Raw genomic sequence first — 16,983 nt, 5'->3', positions numbered from 1 at the left:
TCGGGCCGGAACAACCAAATAAAACACGAGCGGCGATCTAGGTTTCATCACGACATTGAGTAGGTAGAAGCGTTATTGGACTTTCAACCAGCGAAGACTTTTGCTGGGATTAGGTGGGATTTCGCGGGATTAGCTGAAATTCGGCGGACGTCGCTGGGCCTGCGTCGAAGCCGCAGAAATCCTCGCGAACGTTATTGAACCCGCGCACATTTGGATTATGTTTTTGATCAAGCTTTCGGGATGAAAGCTGCCGAGTCCGGGCGATCATGTCTCGAAAGGGCGATCGCCACCGCAGGTGGTGCTGCGGCAGCGACCTGGCCACATCCACTCCTGAACGAACAGGACACGATATGGTTGATCCCTTCTTTAGTCTGGTTTCAAGCGGCCTTGAAGCTGCTTTGAAGGACGCTTCAATTTCGCCTGCCTCCCTGCGCTGACAGGAGGCACCAGTGAAACATCACACGCCGATGGCGCACCGCCATCAGCGCCCGGCCGGCTTCCTGCTGGGCGGCAGGCCCGACCTTGCCGATTGGCGCAAATGCCTCGATCGTCTTGACGGCAGCTACTCGCCGCACACCTTGCTCAGCTATCGCTCCGACTTCGGCAGCTTTGAAACCTGGTGCAAGGACAGGGGCCTCAAATACCTGCCCGCCGCGTCGTCGACCGTCGCCGCCTATATCACCGCCGAAACCGAGCGCCTCAAGCCTTCCACCCTGAAGCGCAAACTCGCCGGCATCCGCAAGATCCACTATCTGCTTCGCCTGCGTGACCCAACCTATGACGTCGATGTCGATCTCGCCATCCGACGCGCTCGACGGCTGAAACCTCAGCGTCCCAGCCAGGCACTCGGCGTCACCGCCGCGCTACGCGATCGCCTATTGGCGGCAACGACCGACGACCTTTCCGGCCTGCGCGACCGTGCGCTGGTCTCAGTTGGATTCGACACGCTTTGCCGCCGTGGCGAACTGGTGGCTTTGCACTTCGAGGATATCGAACCCAACCACTTCGGCACGGCCAGCCTGCTGATCCGCCGCGCCAAGAACGATCCTGAAGGGGCAGGGCGCATCGCGCACCTGACGGCCGGTGCGTTGGAGTCGCTGACGGATTGGGTCGAAGCCGCCCAGATCGAAGGCGGCCCACTATTCCGCCCGGTCTATGGCAAGTTCGCCATCGACCGCTTCATGAACCCTATTGCCTTGACCAGAATCCTCAAGAAGCTGGCGGTGAGGGCCGGGTTCACGGCGGAGGAGGTGTTCGGAATATCCGGTCACTCACTGCGCGTCGGCGCGGCCCAGCAACTGACGCTCAACGGCGTCCAACTGCTGCCAATCATGCGGGCAGGCGGCTGGCGCTCGATGAACGTGGTGGCGCGATATGTGGAGAATGTGGATATCAATGTGTGGGGTAGCTAATGCGCGGCTGTGATAGCTGCTTATGAACACGGTGGCGGTTGTGGCTAGCTTGCGTCGTTTTGACGAAGTGTTCCTGCAAACATCCGTTCGCTTGCAAGATCTAAAAGCTTCTCTAAGTTGCAACGATATGATTTCGGAGGGTGATGTTGAAAGCTTGGATGGCAGATCGGGCAGCGCAGGTTGCCAAAATCTTGGGGCATGATCCGAGGCTAAAGTGGGACGATGCTCAGAAATTCGAGTTGCACCACGCTATTGAGTATATGAAGCAACAGGAAAACTTCATGGAGGCCATTGGACGTCCGAAGCGTCCGGAGTGCTACATGTCCCGTGGTTTTGGCGACGAGATGTTCGTTCGTGAGTTTTTCGGCGGCAGTGAAACTGATTATCGCCAATTCGCCGTTCACCTTGCTGGCAAAGCAGCGCTCGACGTAGGTCCCTGTCTTGCCAGCCTGCTCTCTTTGTGGGATGTGGCCGCTTCACGATCAGTCATCGAGCCGCTCTATGATGCCATCATCAATTGGCAAACAACTAATCTGGGTATGAGCGGCTTTGCCAATATTGATCGCGCCTATAGCCAAGGCGCGGAAATTTTCATCCCCGAACTTGTTGGCAAGATTGATGGCGCCATTCTTGTTCGAAACTGCATTGACCATAGCCCACATTGGGCTTTTATTCTCTCTAACATCGCGGCATATGCGGCTTCAGGCTGCACATTACTGCTGTGGAATGACCTGACGCATCCCCCGATGTACCTAAATGGGCACTATGACATTACGGATGATGCCGCGACATTTCGGAGGCTGATCGAGATGCTGGGTTTTCATGTTGACTACGAATTTTCGACCGGTAACACTGAGTATTTGGACTACGGATGTCGGGCGACCAAGATTTAGGTGCAGTAAAGTGCTGGATTGCGATGAAAGATCACCTAGGCAAAAGGGTTACGTTGGGGATTACCACGATCCTAGGGACTATTAAAATAGAGCTTTGATTTGTGATTCTCGGGCGGATAGTGCGTGTCGAAACATGACCAGCCATATGACATCCTCGACATCATCAGAGTGATACGAGGTAGTTGGATCCTGCTCCTCTTCATTCCTAGTGTGGTGGCAGGAACGGTCGGGTTCTGGGCGTTTCAAAATATCAGCGACGTTGAGTATACGCGCAGGGTGCAGGCCGTGATCAGTGTGCCCGAACTCTCAATCGAAGCGGGCACTATTTCGAGAGCGGTTCATTCTGCGGCTGCGGCGTCGGAGATAGACAACCGGGCTTTTGTGACTTTGTTGGAAGAAATTCCTGCCGGGATTGAAACGCCCAATCGAACGGTGCGGATTATTGTCGAGAGTCGCGCCGATGTGGACAGCTTGAAACTCCTCAACGCTACGATCCAGATCATAGAGACTGCAGTCGATGAATTCGACCGGGACATTGAACGGCAGCTATCTGATATCGACGCGCGCAGAATGATCCTGACGGGTTATCTCGCGGCCTTTGCAGAGCAGACGTCGGCGTCCAGACCGACGACAGCCGCTGCGGATGCCACTGCGATTTCCGCCCTCATCAATGCGTCCAGTATTCTCGAAGAGGATGCGCGAAGCTTGGCCGAACTTGGCCGCGGGCCCTTGGAACTTGTCACTATGGCGGAGGAACCGGAAGAAATCTCAAGTTCGCGCTGGTTGCGGTTTCCAATCGTGGCTTGGATCGGTGGACTGCTAGCAGTGCTCTTTGTCGCTTTTACGCTGGACGGCATACGGTTAACGCGCGCTAGGCGGACATAAGCGGATGACTATCGGAGCCGCAGTTCTGGCGTCAGAGGAAGTGCCCCTTTCGGCGCGGTCTGGGCTAAGGCTTTCCGCTACCGCCTCATTCTTCATTGCATTGATCGTTTTTGGCCTAGCGGGTTTGGCCGCCTTCTGGTTGACGACGGGCTCAGGCCATCTTTCAGCACTCGGCTTTTCCGGATTTACCGTTCCCGATGCTATTAGCCTCGAGCGCTCGGTTCATCTCGCCTGGAGATCGAACTGGAGCCACATCCCCAATATCAGCACCTTCCTTGGAACGGTGCTGGTCTATTATCCGATCATTTTATTCGGCAAAGCGTACGCACTGGTCGCCAATATCACATTGCTTGCGCTTTCGGCTGTTCTGTTCAATGCCACGCTGCACCGGGTCGCCGGATCTCAATATAGCGGTCGGATCTGGCTAGTGGCTCTGACAATGGTGTCGACCAATTTCTACATCATCAGTTGCCTTCCTTATCCCAACAAGGAAATTCCGCTGATCTTTCTGACCTCGGTCAATCTCTTGGCGCTGGTGGGAGGACGGTGGTATCTCGCCGGTCTATCGATATTCCTATCCTTCTGGTTTAGGGATGGCTTCGCCCTCATACTCGGCATGGTGGCCGTGGTTCTAATCTGCCGTCGCTTTGCCTTCGTTTCCGGCGGGATGATTGCCACACTGTTTCTCATAATGCTTCTCATCGCATTTCCGATCACGGAGTTAGCAGGCGTAGACCGAACGCTGCAGCGAAACGTGGAAATCGGCGCCGAGATCGCAGGCGACAAATTTTCGGCCCTTGGCGACATAATCGCATATGGAAGCCGCCTTGTCGGGAATGCTGTCAACCTGGGCCTGCGCCCCCAAGTCGTCGATGTCCAAGGCGGACTCTATCTGCTTGGCATTGGCTATTGGCAGTTCGGGATCATTCTCTTGGCCGGGTTAATCTGGGGCGTGAAGAACATTTTCTCAAGCAACGTTGCAAAAGGCTGCCTTGCCTTAACGATCATGGTTAGCCTGCTGGGCATATCATACGGGACATTCGTGCAGCCACGGTACATGATGCCGATGATCTTCCTGCTTACGCTCGGACTGTCGGAAAGCTGGATTGGTCGGTTTGTCGTGGTTCCGGTCGCGGTGGCTATGCCGATATTATTCATGCTGATGGGTGGATTGCCGCCCCTCGCGGGAGTGTGATGGTCGTCTCGCTCAGCGAGGCACGTCGATCGCATCGAGCAGTCGGTTAGTTGCCATGTCCACGTCAAAATGCTTCTCGGCCAGGTCACGGCTCTTTGCGCCCATACTAGCGATCAAGGCGGGCTCATCAAGGAAGTGACGCATAGCCTTCGCCAGTGCATGGACATCGCGCGGTGGAATCAAGAAGCCGTTGACGCGGTCAAGGACCGTTTCCCGACAGCCCGCCACGTCGGTGGTAATTACGGGGCGGCCCATTGCCATGGCCTCCTGCGTTGCTCGCGGAAAACCCTCTCGATAGGATGGTAGGACGAAGACGCTGGCGTGGGCGATCCACGGCCTTACATCCGTATGCCCAGGCCATTCGACTAACCCCCTGGACACCCAGTCCTCGAGGGTTTCACGCTGCAGGCTGCTGGGATTGCTGTCGAGATCACCCACCATTGCGAACCGCGCCGATGGAAAATCGGCGCGTATCATCTCTGCCGCTGCCGCGAATTCTGCCACGCCTTTTTCGTAAAGCAGACGACCGATGAACAGGAAGGTTATTGGCTCGACAACAGGCGGCGCCACGGACCATTCGTCGAGAGCGACGCCGATTGTCCCCACAACTTGTGAGCGCTCTTCCGGCACCAGGCCACGCCGGGAAAACTCGGCGCGGTCGTCGGCGTTGAGGAACAGCGTCCGATCAGTGAGATGCAGCGCAAACCCGTAGAGTGCGGAGACGAAGCCCTGCAGGAGTCTTTGCTTGATCGTGCCAGCATGGATGAAGGCATGGCCGAGACCCTCGATCAGGGCGTATCGCCGTTTTACTCCCGCCAGCCTGGCTGCGAATATTCCATAGACGACGGGCTTGACCGTGTAAGCCAAGACTAAATCCGGCGCGATCTGTTTGAGCGTGGCGCGGAGCTTCCAGATTGCGCGGCCGTCGATCCATGGGTTCAACCCTGTGCGGCTGATGCCGTGGTCCAACGGAATTGCGCCCATGTCACGAATGGTAGCCCTGGTGGCAGGTGTGTAGTCCGGAACCAGCGCCACTACCGTGTGCCCCTGACCAACCAGCCGCCGGATCAATGCTCCGCGGAAGTTCATCAGCCCAAAGGCTTGGTTTCCGATAAGGGCAATGGTCAGCTTGCTGGCCTGGCCCCGTTCGATTCGGGCGGTCACTGCATGGCCGTTCATCCAGCTGGCCGTGCCGATTGTTTCATTTTTGTCAACCATTTGGTCCACCAGACATGCTCCTCAGCGGGAAGTTCCGTCGCGACTTCTGCACGCCGGTCGCCTGTGGGGGGAAGCAGAACATCCTTGGCCATACGGGCGAGAGCTGCCGCGACTGCTGTTGCGGCGGCGAGGATCTGGCCGCGCCCCCAGAAATAATGGCATTGCACGCCGGATAGCGTCATGCGGGTCCGCAAAAGACTGCGCAGTTCAACGCGGTTTCGCACGCGGTAGGCCAGGAGCGGCGTTGCAAGCGCGTGATAGGTGCTGTTGGCATGGGCACGCAACAACAGTTCCTGGTCCTCGCAACGAAAGGGCGCAGGCTGGGCATAGCGATGCCGGCGGAACCAGTCGGTGCGCCCCAGCCAGGTGGGGTGGGCAAGGTAAAAGCCCAACCATGGCCGGCGACAAATCTCCGCATGCGTTGCGCTGAATGGGAATTCTCCCAGGATTTCATAGTCTTCGGAGATGGCGACACATTTGGTGCCCAGCAGATCGACCGCTGGATTTCCTTCCATATAGAGCAGTTGATGATGTAGCCGTTCTGGATGAGCCACATCGTCATGATCCATGCGGGCGAAATACCGGCCCCTTGCCTGCTCGATTGCTTGATTTAGGCGGGCGGCCAAGCCGAGATTCCGCCCATCGCGGATTAGGCGGATCCGGTAGTCGGCCAGTTCCGAAAGCCGACCGAGCGCGCCGTCGGTCGATCCATCGTCAATGATCAGCAATTCCCAATCGGCAAAGGATTGCGCAACGATGGAGCGGACCGCGGCAGCGACGTAAAGACCTCCGTTGAATACGGGCATGGCGATGGTTACGAGCGGCGCGCTGGGATCGGTCATGCCGGTTTGCCCGGACCGGAAGGTGGTGCTCGCAACAGGTGCAAGAGAAGATCGGCGTTGCGCTCAGCATCGTATGTGGTTGCAGCAGCATCGATGCTCATGGCGCTATAGCCAGACCAGACACTATCGTCGGCGAGGATGCGGTCGATCTGCCGAGCTGCTTCACTCGGGGAGGACGCCACGACGCCGCCTGGCATGTCCGCAATGCAGCCTGTAGGCCGCGCGACGAATGGCGTGCCCGTCGCCATGGCGTCAATCAGCACAAGCGGCTGGCACTCCGTCCTCGAGCCGGAGATGACCAGGACCGCACGGCTGTATTCGGCAGCCAGCTGCTGGCCTGAAAAGCCCTCATTAAACACGAGGTCGGCGTCGGAAATATCCAGCCTTCGTGCCAAGTGGCGCAGTTTAGTGGTGAACCGCGTGTGATGCTGGCCGTAAAGCACCAAAGGATATCGCCCGCGCGCTGCGGAAGCGGCATAGGCTCGCAGTACGAAATCGAAGCCCTTGAGCCAAGTGTAGGAGCCCACTGCTATGATCTGGCGGCGTTCCGATTTGTGCGGCAGCTGCCTGTCCTGCAGGCCGTTCGAAGCTGAATTGGCGATTATATGTACCGGCGTACCCGATCGCCTCACCACTTTCACATCATCAAAGCGGCTGTCGGTTCCGGTTTCGGCAAGCGCGATGACGCCGTCAAGCAGGCTGGATTTTCGCGCGAGTTCCCACCAATAGCGCCGCCATGCCAAAAAGCGTAGGGTGGAGCGCACTGGCTGCGCGGGAAAGAAGACATTGGTCGAAAGGCCGTGGCTATAGAGGAATTTTCGGCCCGAGATTTGGGGCGCGATCCGCATTGCTAGGTCGGTGGCCCAATTCTGCCAAGCGTTGAGCAGGAGGACGTCGAAGGCGGAGCCTTCGAGAAATGCCAAATATCCAGTCACGTCGCCCCTGATGGGATGCAGAAGGCTCTCTGCGCCGGAAACGGCGAAGCGCTCGACGGCGATGCCTTCGATCGTTTCTTTCGCTCGCCGGTCGCCACCAGTGGCTACGACCACATCTACGCCGCGCCTTTGCAGACCCAGCGCCTGTTGGAGGGCAGCATTGCCCAGCCCGCTGTTGTGAGGCGGAAAGGTCGGGGTGGTGACAAGTACCCTCATAGCCGCAACCATTGGCTGGGCAGCAGGTCGCGCGTGTCGATCGTTGCATCGCGAAACCATTGTGCCGGTGCCACCACCTGCTTGTCGGCAGCCGGGTTGAGCCAGGCGCCCCACCAGCTGAACGAGCTGTTGGCAACGATATGGTGCCGGCAGCGCGCCATCAGGTGTAGATCTTCATGGTCCCGGCCGTCGTTGCTGGGCCGCACGAAGCAGGTCGAGGCGGGCATGGCCAGATTGGCTTGCGCCCAGGCTGGATCGTCGCTGAAAACGAAATAGCGTGCCCCAGCACAATGCTGTTCGATGATGGCTCTGGCGCGTCGATACCAATCCGGCTCGCAGGTGCCATGGTAGGAGTTGGCGGTCGCATTGGTGACATAGTCGCCGCGCCGGACGTGGACCGAGACTGCCTGGGAGTTGTCGATGAGCTCGGCGATTGCCTGGCGATTGGGATGCAGGGGCTGCCGAAGCTGGAAATCGGCACGAACCGCCTCCGCCTTGTCACCGAAATACTTCTCGCTTTGCCAAAACCCGTCGAGATAGGCGGGGGCAGCCGTTTGAAGAATTCTGGCAGCAAAGGCAAAGCCAGGCTCTGCGACATAGCGCACTGACCCGGGCCATTGCGGTAGCCGCCGCAGCCGGCGATGGCGGGGCCTAGGAAGTGCGGCAATCTGCTTCGCATTGGCAGGCCGGGCCTCCAGCGCAAAGTCGGCCAAGGCAAAACTGCGTTGACTGTCCTGGTCAAGTGGTCGCGTATCGAGGACCAACTGCGCTCCACGCCGTAATGCCAGGCTGCGGCCCAGCGCATATTGGAACATCTGGTTGCCAAGCCCACCCGAAAGGGCAACGGCGAAAGTATTGTCCAAGCTTTGCAACAGGCGTTCCTCGGTCATGTCATCTCGGTTTGATCGATTTGAGCAAACCGATCAATGGCGCCGGTAACAGGCGCAGGCGCATCTGGGTCTTCAGTCTCTGGTCCATACGGTGGCGGCTCGTCGCGAAATCGACCGACCAGCCAGATACGTTGCCGCCCACTCGGGATACCGCGTGCTGCCACAGTTCCGTGGCCTGTCTATCGGGCAACAGGCTTCGGCTTGGGCGCCGTCCGTGATAGAGCGCGGCAAAGGCGCGACACGCGTCTTTGTCATACCTGCCGGCCAGCGTCCTGTACAGATTGTCGCCGGACTGGGCGACAACCTGGTCGGCTAGCGCGCTGCCAACGGCCCGGGTGATGCTGCCAGGCAGTTCCCGATAGAGGGTGAGGACCTCCGGCAGGTTGGCCACGCCATGGTGCTCGGCGAGGCGCGACCAGAGTTCGAAATCTTCCGGGAATCCCTTGCCTCGTCCGGTTCGGTAGCCACCAGATTGACGGAGAACGTCGGCTCGCAGCATCACGGAGGAATGCACGAAAGGATTGTCGAGCAGCAGTTCCAGCCGCAAGGCATCGCTCGATGGCGCGTGGCGGTGAAAACGCTGGGAGGGCCTGTCGCCTTCATAGATCTGCGCCCAAGTGCCCAGCAGAGTAATTTCTGGATGGGCGTCGAGAAAGCTGACTTGCTTGCGCAGGCGGCCGGGCAGGGCGATATCGTCGGCATCGAGCCGGGCGACATAGCGACCGCATGCCAGGTCGATGCCCCGACTAAGCGTCGCCGCCAGACCAGCATTGGGTTGATAAAAGAGTCGCAGGCGCGGGTCAGAAAAGCCGGAAACGATCTCCGACGAACAGTCCGTCGATCCATCATCGATGACAATGATCTCGACATCGGTCTGATCCTGGTCGAGCAGCGAGCCGATGCACGCCGCCAACGTTGCGGCGCCATTGTAGACGGGGACAATGACAGAAACAGTGGTCATGGCCGGCGCAAGAGTCGCATCAGGCGCCACCGGACAACGTGCGGCAAGCGGGCGAGCATGATCCGGGTCACCAAAAGGATCAGATCCGCCGACGGCATGCCGCGGAGCAGGGCCCTCAGGTAAGACGGAAACTGGCGAAGCGGAAAGTTTCCGGCGAAATCGACACTTTCATACCGTCCCTGTGCGAGATTGCGGGCCGTCTCAATGTCCTCGGTCGAGGCAACGCCCTTGTAGAGAATTGCCTGTTCGGCCTGACGATAGGGGGCCCGGCTAAGTGCCGCTGCCACCAACCCCATATCTGCACCCCAACCGGTCATGATCTGCGCATCGGCGCAGACTGCCTGTATCAGGGGGGTGCGATATATCGAGTAGATGATGTTGGCCTTGCCATCGACTTCTCGCGCCGCGAGAAAGTGGCTGAGGCGATCGCGCGGCGAAACTGTCTCCAAGCCTTCGAAGTAACCGAAATCGCGCAGGGCCGTGCCATCCGGTGCGGTATTGACCAACCTGCCGCTAGCAAAGCCTATCGCCGGATGGTCTTTGAGCACCGTCATGCAGCGTTCGATATAGTCAGGGCTCCACCGGTCATCGGCAGCAGCCCACATGAAATAGGGGTGCGTTGCCATTCCCGCCAAGAATAGGAAGTTGGCGGCCGCCCCAACGTTGCGCTCATGACGCACATAGCGGATGCGTTGGTCGCGGTTGGCAAATGCTTTGGCTATGTCGGAGGTGCGATCGGTTGACGCGTTGTCCGCGATCACCATTTCCCAGTTGTGAAAACTTTGAACGACAAGGCTGTTGATCGCCTCTTCGAGATAGGCATCTGCCTGGTATACTGGAACGCCGATGAGAAGAGACGGCTTAGTCATGCGGTGGCGTCCTAGGCAGCCTAGGCTTGTAGCCGATAATCACGCAGGCGAAATGGGAGGCAAACCGAGCGGCGGCGCGCAGTTTTAAAGCGAGTTTCTCGGCAGCAGTAATTTCCAACAAGTTCACTGCCGAGCTGACATCCACGTAGGACAGTAGGTGATATTTCGCCGAAGCGAAAAACGACTTGGGATGCAGGCGTGGCCCATCCGGGGCCCATCCGCCGGTATTCTCCCAGACGGCATATTCGTAGACCGATCTGGGAACGCTCTTATGTAAGCCTACTGTCTCCATAACTAAAAACTCGCCTCTCTGACAGGCAAGCAAAAGCAATGGTAGTTCGTTGGCGGAGCTTAGTCGTGTGCGCTCCCACATAACTTGACGGTCTCGGACTAAGGCATCGCGCCTATACATACCGTAGACAAGATTGCCGAAGCCGTATCGAATTATTGTGCCCGCGCGTTCGTAAATTGTCTGAGAACCAGTTTCTCGGAAGGCACTACCCTCCGAAAAGAAATCGAAACTCAGAAAATTCTGCTCGAAATAATTCGCTTCAAATGTGACGAACGCCAATTCGGGGTGACTAAGGAACTTGTCCACGCACCTCTGGACAAACCAGCCTTCTATGGCGTCGTCATCTGCAGCCCACATGAAGTACTCGCCGCAGGACTCTTGAAGAACTGCAATAAAATTCCGGTAGGGAGTGACAATGCTTGATTGCCTCTTAGACTTCACTCTTTTGTCGACTGATTTGTATTTATCTATTACTTCTTGAACTCTTGGGTCCGGCGAAGCGTTGTCAGAAATTATTACTTCGATATTTTTGTATGTCTGCCTTGTAATCCTGCTTAGGGTGCGCTCCAGTAATTCTGGCCGATTATAGGTCGGAATTCCGATGCTTACCAATGGCTGGTTAGCATCGGATTTTTCGCTAGCGCTCACTGTCACTAACCACGAAGAAGGAAGCCGTCGGGTGCTGCCGTAGTCAGCAGTTTGTCGTGAATGGTTTTGTCGATCGTAAATTCTTTGTTTGTCTCCAGATACTTCCAAACGGCGGTCTTGGGGTTGTTTCCGACTTCCCATGGACGGTTTGGAAAGCTGCCGGCAGCTAAGTCTTCAACAAAAGTGTCGAAAACGATGCAATAGCTACCGACACTTGTTAATGGAGCGTAAGCCTGCAATTCTTCCAGTACATGCTCTTCGGTATGGTTCGAATCCAGGCAAACCAGCACCGAATTAGCCCCTCTCGCATAATCGTGGACTTGAGCGACAGTTTTTGGATCGATCGATGATCCCTGAATCATGTCGATACGTGCAGCGAAAGGGTGCTCCAAAATTGCCTTTCGATTGTGCTCCCTGATATCGATGTCTATCCCGAGAACTTTTCTCTTCGGCTTAGCGGGATCCAAAACTGTTCCTTGCGTGGCAGCATCTGCATAGTCGAGCATGGCCAGCAACGAGGCGCTCAACACGAGTGATCCGCCGTGGGCGATTCCAGTCTCAATGATGAGGTCAGGTTTCGTTTTCCAAACGATCTCCTGAAATGCAACCATGTCCTGGGGATACTGGATGATAGGACGACCCAGCCAGTCAAAATTATATACATATTGCTGAGCGACAGATTCCTGCGTCCACTGGCGCGACAAATCACGCAACTTTGTTTCGCCAGCCATGGCCCTGATACGCGTCTCGCGCTCCGATCGGAATTGCTCTTGGGGGTCCATTTTCATTTCCTCTATGATAGCGCGCTTAGGATTTCTGGAATGCTATCCAGTATGTTATGCTCACAAGGTCCAAAGTCATTTCTTAGCTTTTCCACGTCTATGACCGGATATTGGACAGTAGGTGCTGAGCTTGCAACCTCCACCGAGCACCGGGTGAGGATTTGAAGACGCTCTACGATTTGCCCGTGTGTGATGTTTTTCCCAAACGCGACATTGTAGGTGCCCGATTGGCCGTCGGTGCTGATCTTCACCAGGTAATTCACCACGTCATTCACATGAATGTAGTCCTTCATGGATGCCAATGAGGTCCGGATACTGATTTTTCCCGAGAGGGCTTGCCGACACACGTCAATCAGGAAGTTCTCTGAATTCAGGTCGATCCCCACGACGTTTGAAAGTCTGGCTATGCGCGATGTCCGGTTGTGCTGAGCGAACACAAGAGCCTCGCCCATAAGTTTTGAAAGGTTGTAAATGTCCGAGGCATCGCCCGGGTTGACAGATAGCGACTGATCTTCGCGGGCCAGCGCCGACCCGACGTAAACGCGGGTAGACGATAGATAAAGAAACGATTCGAACTCGCACCGCTTCAAATAACTGGCAAGCACGGAGACATGGGCGTTCACAGTTTCGAACGGAAGCCTTCGAAAGTCAGCCGTCAAACCTATGCAATAGATGACATGGCCAAGGTTGTCGTCGGTTGAGGGAAACTCATTCCGCGCTGGCGTACGTACAATATGGCCGTGTTGACGGAGTCGGCTGGTCAGAGCGCCGCCGATAAAGCCGGACGATCCCAAGACTGTGAAGATCATATTCGCTCCGCAACTTTCCGTAGCGGATTTCCGACGTATATCCCGTAAGCATCAAGGATCCCACGCACTACCGAGCCTGCGCCGACTACTGCGCCCCGCTTGATGTGCGCGCCGTCCAACAGGACGCAGTTTGCACCGATCCAAACATCGTCCTCTATGACGATGCCACCCTTGCTAGGCAAAAAGCCTTGCTCGCTGATCAAAATGGAGCGCGACGCGTAGTTGTGATTTACAGGCGCAAAGGTGCAGTTCGCGGCCACAAGGACTGAGTTTCCAATGGATATACCGTGGCCGGTATAAAGCACGCACCCAGAATTGATGACGCTTCTCTGACCTATTGTAACATCGCCGTGCCCCCCCGCCGGCTTGATTTTTACGAAGCTATCAATCACGCAATCTTGCCCGATGGATATGAGCGTTCCTCGCGTCGAATCCTCAATATCGGCCAATCCTGAAATATTGGCAGTTGGGTGGATTTTCAGAACCAAGTCATCAACTCGCAAGTTCTTTAAGCAAGGGATGCTGCAGATCTGAATAAGACATACGCGTGTCGCCTGCGCCAATAGAGTAAGGCCAAACAATCCCCAAGTCAGGATCATCCCATCGGACGCCACGCGGAGCGTCGGGATGGAACGGAACAGTCATTTCGTAGAAAACTTCGGTATCGGACTGCAGCGTCTGAAAGCCGTGTGCGAAGCCTTTCGGGATGTAGAGCTGACGGTGATTGAGTGCTGTCAATTCGACTCCGTACCAGTGTCCGTGCGTAGTAGACTTCGTTCTCAGATCGACAATGACATCAAAGATCGCGCCACGGGTCACGCGAACCAGCTTGTCTTCTTCGTGGGGCGCGGCCTGATAGTGCAGTCCGCGCAGGGTCCCTAGGTGTGGATTCCAGGAAACGCTCTGCTGCACGAAATTTGCGTCCAGTCCGTACCTGGCGAACTCATCCCGATCGACCGTGCGCGCGAAAAATCCCCGCGCATCGGCGCGTGGCTCGATATCCAGCACATAGGCACCGGCGAGCGGCGTTTCCCTGAAAATCAAGGCACCACCGTCAGGGTGGGAATGGGCACCACGAATTGACCGCCCCAGCTGCGGATATGATCCATCTCTGCCATGACCTCATCCTTGATGTTCCAAGGCAAGATCAGCAGGTAATCAGGCTGGTGTTCTGCAATGGCTTGCGGGGAAAGCACCGGAATGCGCGAACCGGGCAGCAGGCGTCCCTGCTTTGTCGGATTCTTGTCAGCCACGAAGGCGACCATATCCGGTCGAACGCCACAATAGTTGAGCAATGTGTTGCCCTTGGCGGCGGCTCCATAGGCAGCAACACTTTTGTTGTTCGCCTGGGCCTCGAGCAGGAAGGCCAGGAGCGCGCGCTTCGTCTCGACCACGCCCTGCGCGAACGCATCATAGCGTTCCGGCGCGGCAAGATCCTGTTCGGTTTCCAGCGCGAGGAGCGCTGCAACGGCAGGTGTCGCCATATGGCCGGCGGCGTCGTGACACAGATAGAGGCGCAGGCTACCCCCATGGGTGGAGAGGGTTTCGACGTCGAAAACTCTCAGCCCCGCGCGGGCCAGGATCGGCAGCAGTGCCGTGAGCGACAGGTAGCTGTAGTGCTCGTGATAGATGGTATCGAACTGGTTCTGCGCGAGCATGCTCAAGAGATGCGGGAACTCGAATGTCGCGATACCCTCTGATTTGAGGACTTTCGGCACGCCGCCGATGAAGTCATTGATGTCGGGCACATGGGCGAGGACATTGTTGCCAAGCAGAAGGTCCACCGTCCAGCCGCGGGCGGCAAGTTCCGAAGCCGTGTCAGCGCCAAAGAAGCGTTCCTCGGTCTCCACGCCCTTGAGGCGGGCGGCGGCTGCCGTATTGGCAGTGGGCTCGATGCCCAGGGCGGGTATGCCAGCCTTAACAAAGAATTGCAGCAGATAGCCGTCATTGCTGGCAATCTCCATAACGCGACTCGCGCTGGACAGGACAAATCGACGGGTCATGTCCTCGACATAGCTACGAGCATGGTTCACCCATCCGGTGGAAAAGGATGAAAAATAGACGTAGTCTTCATGGAAGTGAGCGCTTGAAGAGGGACTCGATTCTAGCTGGACCAGCCAGCAGGCTTCGCAGACACAGGCCTTTAGGGGGTAGAACATCTCCCCTTCCGCGGCACGCTCAGCAGTGATGAAGGCGTTTGAAATCGGCGAAAGGCCAAGATCGCAAACAACTCGCTTAAGGGGCGCGCCGCAGGCGCGGCATTCAGCCTGGATCATGACAGGAAATCTTCGATCTGTTGGCGCGTAGCGGCCATTGCATGGGTCGGGTTGGCGGCAATCTCGCGATACCAGCCAGCGGTCTTCTCCAAAGCCGTATCCACTGTCCAGCGCGGCCGCCAGCCGAGTTGATTGCGTGCCTTCGCAGAGTCGAGATAGAGCAATTGTGCCTCGTGCCGAGCGCCATCGGTCTGCATTGTTGACCATATAAGGCCCGGCCAATTCATCTGAAGCTTGCCAAGCACGTTCTGGACACTGAGATTGCCAGATTCGAGCGGACCAAAGTTGAACGCAGTCGCCGCAGCCGAGTTGCCTTCAAGCAAGGCACAGGACAGCGTCAGATAGCCGCCCAGGCAATCGAGCACGTGCTGCCAAGGCCGGGTGGCAGTGGGATTGCGAATAAGCAGAGGATTCCGTGCTGCCACCGCCCGTGCTGCGTCGGCGATGAGACGGTCCTCGCTCCAGTCGCCCCCGCCGATGACATTGCCTGCCCGTGCACTTGCGAGCAAGGTCTTTCCAGCTGAGAAAAAACTCCGACGATAGCTCTGGACCGTCAGTTCAGCGGCCGCCTTGCTGGCGCTATATGGATCGTGGCCGCCCAGGGTGTCGGTCTCGCGATAGCCCCAGTCCCAGTTCTTGTTCTCATAGCATTTGTCGGTGGTGACCACCACGATTGCCGAGAGGTCGGAAGTGCTGCGCGCAGCATCGAGCACGTTGGATGTACCCGTGACGTTTATGTCCCAGGTGTCGGCAGGTTCGGCATAGCTGCGCCGAACAAAGGCCTGAGCAGCCAGATGGAGAACCAGATCGGGGCGCGCCGCCTGCATCGCGTGGGTCAGCGCTCTCCGGTCGCGAATGTCGGCGATCGTTTCGCCGGCAAGGTAGTCCTGAACAGAGGCCAGCGAAAACAGATTGGGATCGCTTTCCGGGGGCAGCGCGTAGCCGTGCACTTCGCATCCGAGGCGATGCAAGAGCATCGTCAGCCAGGCGCCCTTGAAGCCGGTGTGACCCGTCAGAAAGACCCGTTTGCCGGCAAGGGCGGCAAAGCTATCGCCCGAATTGTTCAAGCCCACACCTTCCAAGGCGCGTTGCCTGAGCGCCAGAGCTCTTCGAGCATGTTCTTGTCGCGCAGTGTGTCCATTGGCTGCCAGAAGCCGGCGTGATGATAAGCTTGAAACTCACCTCGCTTTGCCAAGCGCTTGAGCGGTTCGCCCTCCCAGGATGACGCATCTCCGTCAATCTCGTCGATTACCTTGGGTGACAGGACGAAATAGCCTCCATTGATCCAGCCGCCATCGCCCTGGGGCTTTTCAATAAAGCCACTCACCGAAGTGCCGCGGACATCAAGAGCACCATAGCGTCCCGGTGGTTGCACGGCCGTAACCGTGGCGAGCTTCCCATGTGCGCGATGAAACGCAACCTGAGCCGTAACGTCTAGGTCGGCAACCCCGTCACCGTAAGTGAAGCAGAAGTCGTCTTCCCGCTCGAGATAACTTTTGACACGGCGAAGTCGTCCGCCGGTCATGGTCTCGTCGCCGGTATCAACCAGCGTCACCTTCCAGGGCTCAGCATATTTGTGATGCACTTCCATCTGGTTGTTACGCATGTCGAAGGTCACGTCGGACATGTGGAGGAAGTAGTTTGCAAAGTACTCCTTGATTACATAGCCCTTGTATCCGCAGCAGACGACAAAGTCATTAATCCCATGACTGCCATACGTCTTCATGATGTGCCACAGAATTGGTTTACCGCCAATCTCGACCATAGGCTTGGGCTTGGTGTTTGTTTCTTCCGATATCCGGGTGCCCAATCCGCCCGCAAGGATGACTGCCTTCATCTGTCGATACTCATTTCTGTAAC

Annotated in this window: 18 protein-coding genes; 4 read left to right on the top strand and 14 right to left on the bottom strand. The window is 57.1% G+C overall.

Translation table 11 applies throughout. The annotated features are described in order from the left end of the window. Positions 1 to 449: 449 nt before the first annotated feature. From P0Y65_16615 to P0Y65_16600, 4 genes are all read left to right on the top strand, one after another. On the top strand, positions 450 to 1,412 hold the full coding sequence (locus P0Y65_16615) for a tyrosine-type recombinase/integrase (protein WEK03797.1): 963 nt from the start codon (positions 450 to 452) through the stop codon (positions 1,410 to 1,412). 158 nt (positions 1,413 to 1,570) lie between these two features. Continuing rightward, entirely contained in the window at positions 1,571 to 2,305 is a 735-nt protein-coding gene (locus tag P0Y65_16610; GenBank protein WEK03796.1) for a hypothetical protein, read from the top strand. A gap of 123 nt (positions 2,306 to 2,428) precedes the next feature. Next, complete coding sequence (locus P0Y65_16605) at positions 2,429 to 3,190, top strand: hypothetical protein (GenBank protein ID WEK03795.1); 762 nt, start codon at positions 2,429 to 2,431, stop codon at positions 3,188 to 3,190. 4 nt (positions 3,191 to 3,194) lie between these two features. Continuing rightward, positions 3,195 to 4,385, top strand: coding sequence for a hypothetical protein (locus P0Y65_16600; protein ID WEK03794.1), 1,191 nt, complete (start codon positions 3,195 to 3,197; stop codon positions 4,383 to 4,385). Positions 4,386 to 4,397: 12 nt separating this feature from the next. On the opposite strand, the gene P0Y65_16595 is transcribed toward P0Y65_16600, so the two are convergent. The 14 genes from P0Y65_16595 to rfbF are packed head-to-tail and all read right to left on the bottom strand — an operon-like array spanning position 4,398 to position 16,960. Beyond that, positions 4,398 to 5,603, bottom strand: coding sequence for a glycosyltransferase family 4 protein (locus P0Y65_16595; GenBank protein ID WEK03793.1), 1,206 nt, complete (start codon positions 5,601 to 5,603; stop codon positions 4,398 to 4,400). Beyond that, on the bottom strand, positions 5,561 to 6,445 hold the full coding sequence (locus tag P0Y65_16590; GenBank protein WEK03792.1) for a glycosyltransferase family 2 protein: 885 nt from the start codon (positions 6,443 to 6,445) through the stop codon (positions 5,561 to 5,563). Before P0Y65_16590 ends, P0Y65_16595 begins: the two co-directional genes overlap by 43 nt. Further along, complete coding sequence (locus P0Y65_16585; protein ID WEK03791.1) at positions 6,442 to 7,596, bottom strand: glycosyltransferase; 1,155 nt, start codon at positions 7,594 to 7,596, stop codon at positions 6,442 to 6,444. The genes P0Y65_16590 and P0Y65_16585 overlap by 4 nt, the downstream gene beginning before the upstream one ends. Beyond that, complete coding sequence (locus P0Y65_16580; GenBank protein WEK03790.1) at positions 7,593 to 8,486, bottom strand: alpha-1,2-fucosyltransferase; 894 nt, start codon at positions 8,484 to 8,486, stop codon at positions 7,593 to 7,595. Before P0Y65_16580 ends, P0Y65_16585 begins: the two co-directional genes overlap by 4 nt. 1 nt (position 8,487) lies before the next feature. Then, on the bottom strand, positions 8,488 to 9,447 hold the full coding sequence (locus tag P0Y65_16575; protein WEK03789.1) for a glycosyltransferase: 960 nt from the start codon (positions 9,445 to 9,447) through the stop codon (positions 8,488 to 8,490). Next, complete coding sequence (locus P0Y65_16570; GenBank protein ID WEK03788.1) at positions 9,444 to 10,316, bottom strand: glycosyltransferase family 2 protein; 873 nt, start codon at positions 10,314 to 10,316, stop codon at positions 9,444 to 9,446. Before P0Y65_16570 ends, P0Y65_16575 begins: the two co-directional genes overlap by 4 nt. Next, entirely contained in the window at positions 10,309 to 11,256 is a 948-nt protein-coding gene (locus P0Y65_16565) for a glycosyltransferase family A protein (protein ID WEK03787.1), read from the bottom strand. Before P0Y65_16565 ends, P0Y65_16570 begins: the two co-directional genes overlap by 8 nt. A gap of 5 nt (positions 11,257 to 11,261) precedes the next feature. Continuing rightward, positions 11,262 to 12,038 (bottom strand): cephalosporin hydroxylase family protein, encoded by a 777-nt coding sequence (locus P0Y65_16560; protein ID WEK03786.1) that lies wholly within the window; start codon positions 12,036 to 12,038, stop codon positions 11,262 to 11,264. An 11-nt stretch (positions 12,039 to 12,049) separates the two neighbouring features. Further along, entirely contained in the window at positions 12,050 to 12,847 is a 798-nt protein-coding gene (locus P0Y65_16555) for an NAD(P)-dependent oxidoreductase (GenBank protein ID WEK03785.1), read from the bottom strand. Beyond that, entirely contained in the window at positions 12,844 to 13,335 is a 492-nt protein-coding gene (locus P0Y65_16550) for an acyltransferase (GenBank protein ID WEK03784.1), read from the bottom strand. Before P0Y65_16550 ends, P0Y65_16555 begins: the two co-directional genes overlap by 4 nt. Positions 13,336 to 13,339: 4 nt before the next feature. After that, positions 13,340 to 13,891 (bottom strand): dTDP-4-dehydrorhamnose 3,5-epimerase, encoded by a 552-nt coding sequence (gene rfbC, locus P0Y65_16545; protein ID WEK03783.1) that lies wholly within the window; start codon positions 13,889 to 13,891, stop codon positions 13,340 to 13,342. Then, entirely contained in the window at positions 13,888 to 15,123 is a 1,236-nt protein-coding gene (locus P0Y65_16540) for a class I SAM-dependent methyltransferase (GenBank protein WEK03782.1), read from the bottom strand. Before P0Y65_16540 ends, rfbC begins: the two co-directional genes overlap by 4 nt. Then, entirely contained in the window at positions 15,120 to 16,190 is a 1,071-nt protein-coding gene (gene rfbG, locus P0Y65_16535; protein WEK03781.1) for a CDP-glucose 4,6-dehydratase, read from the bottom strand. The genes P0Y65_16540 and rfbG overlap by 4 nt, the downstream gene beginning before the upstream one ends. Next, positions 16,187 to 16,960 carry a glucose-1-phosphate cytidylyltransferase gene (gene rfbF, locus P0Y65_16530; GenBank protein WEK03780.1) on the bottom strand — a complete coding sequence of 258 codons (774 nt, stop codon included), beginning with the start codon at positions 16,958 to 16,960 and terminating at the stop codon, positions 16,187 to 16,189. The genes rfbG and rfbF overlap by 4 nt, the downstream gene beginning before the upstream one ends. Positions 16,961 to 16,983 lie beyond the last annotated feature (23 nt).

Origin of the sequence: Candidatus Devosia phytovorans (assembly GCA_029202405.1) — a bacterium.
GTDB lineage: Bacteria > Pseudomonadota > Alphaproteobacteria > Rhizobiales > Devosiaceae > Devosia > Devosia phytovorans.
The sequence above is the reverse complement of the archived record's forward strand: the minus strand, read 5'-3'. Positions and strand labels throughout refer to the sequence as shown.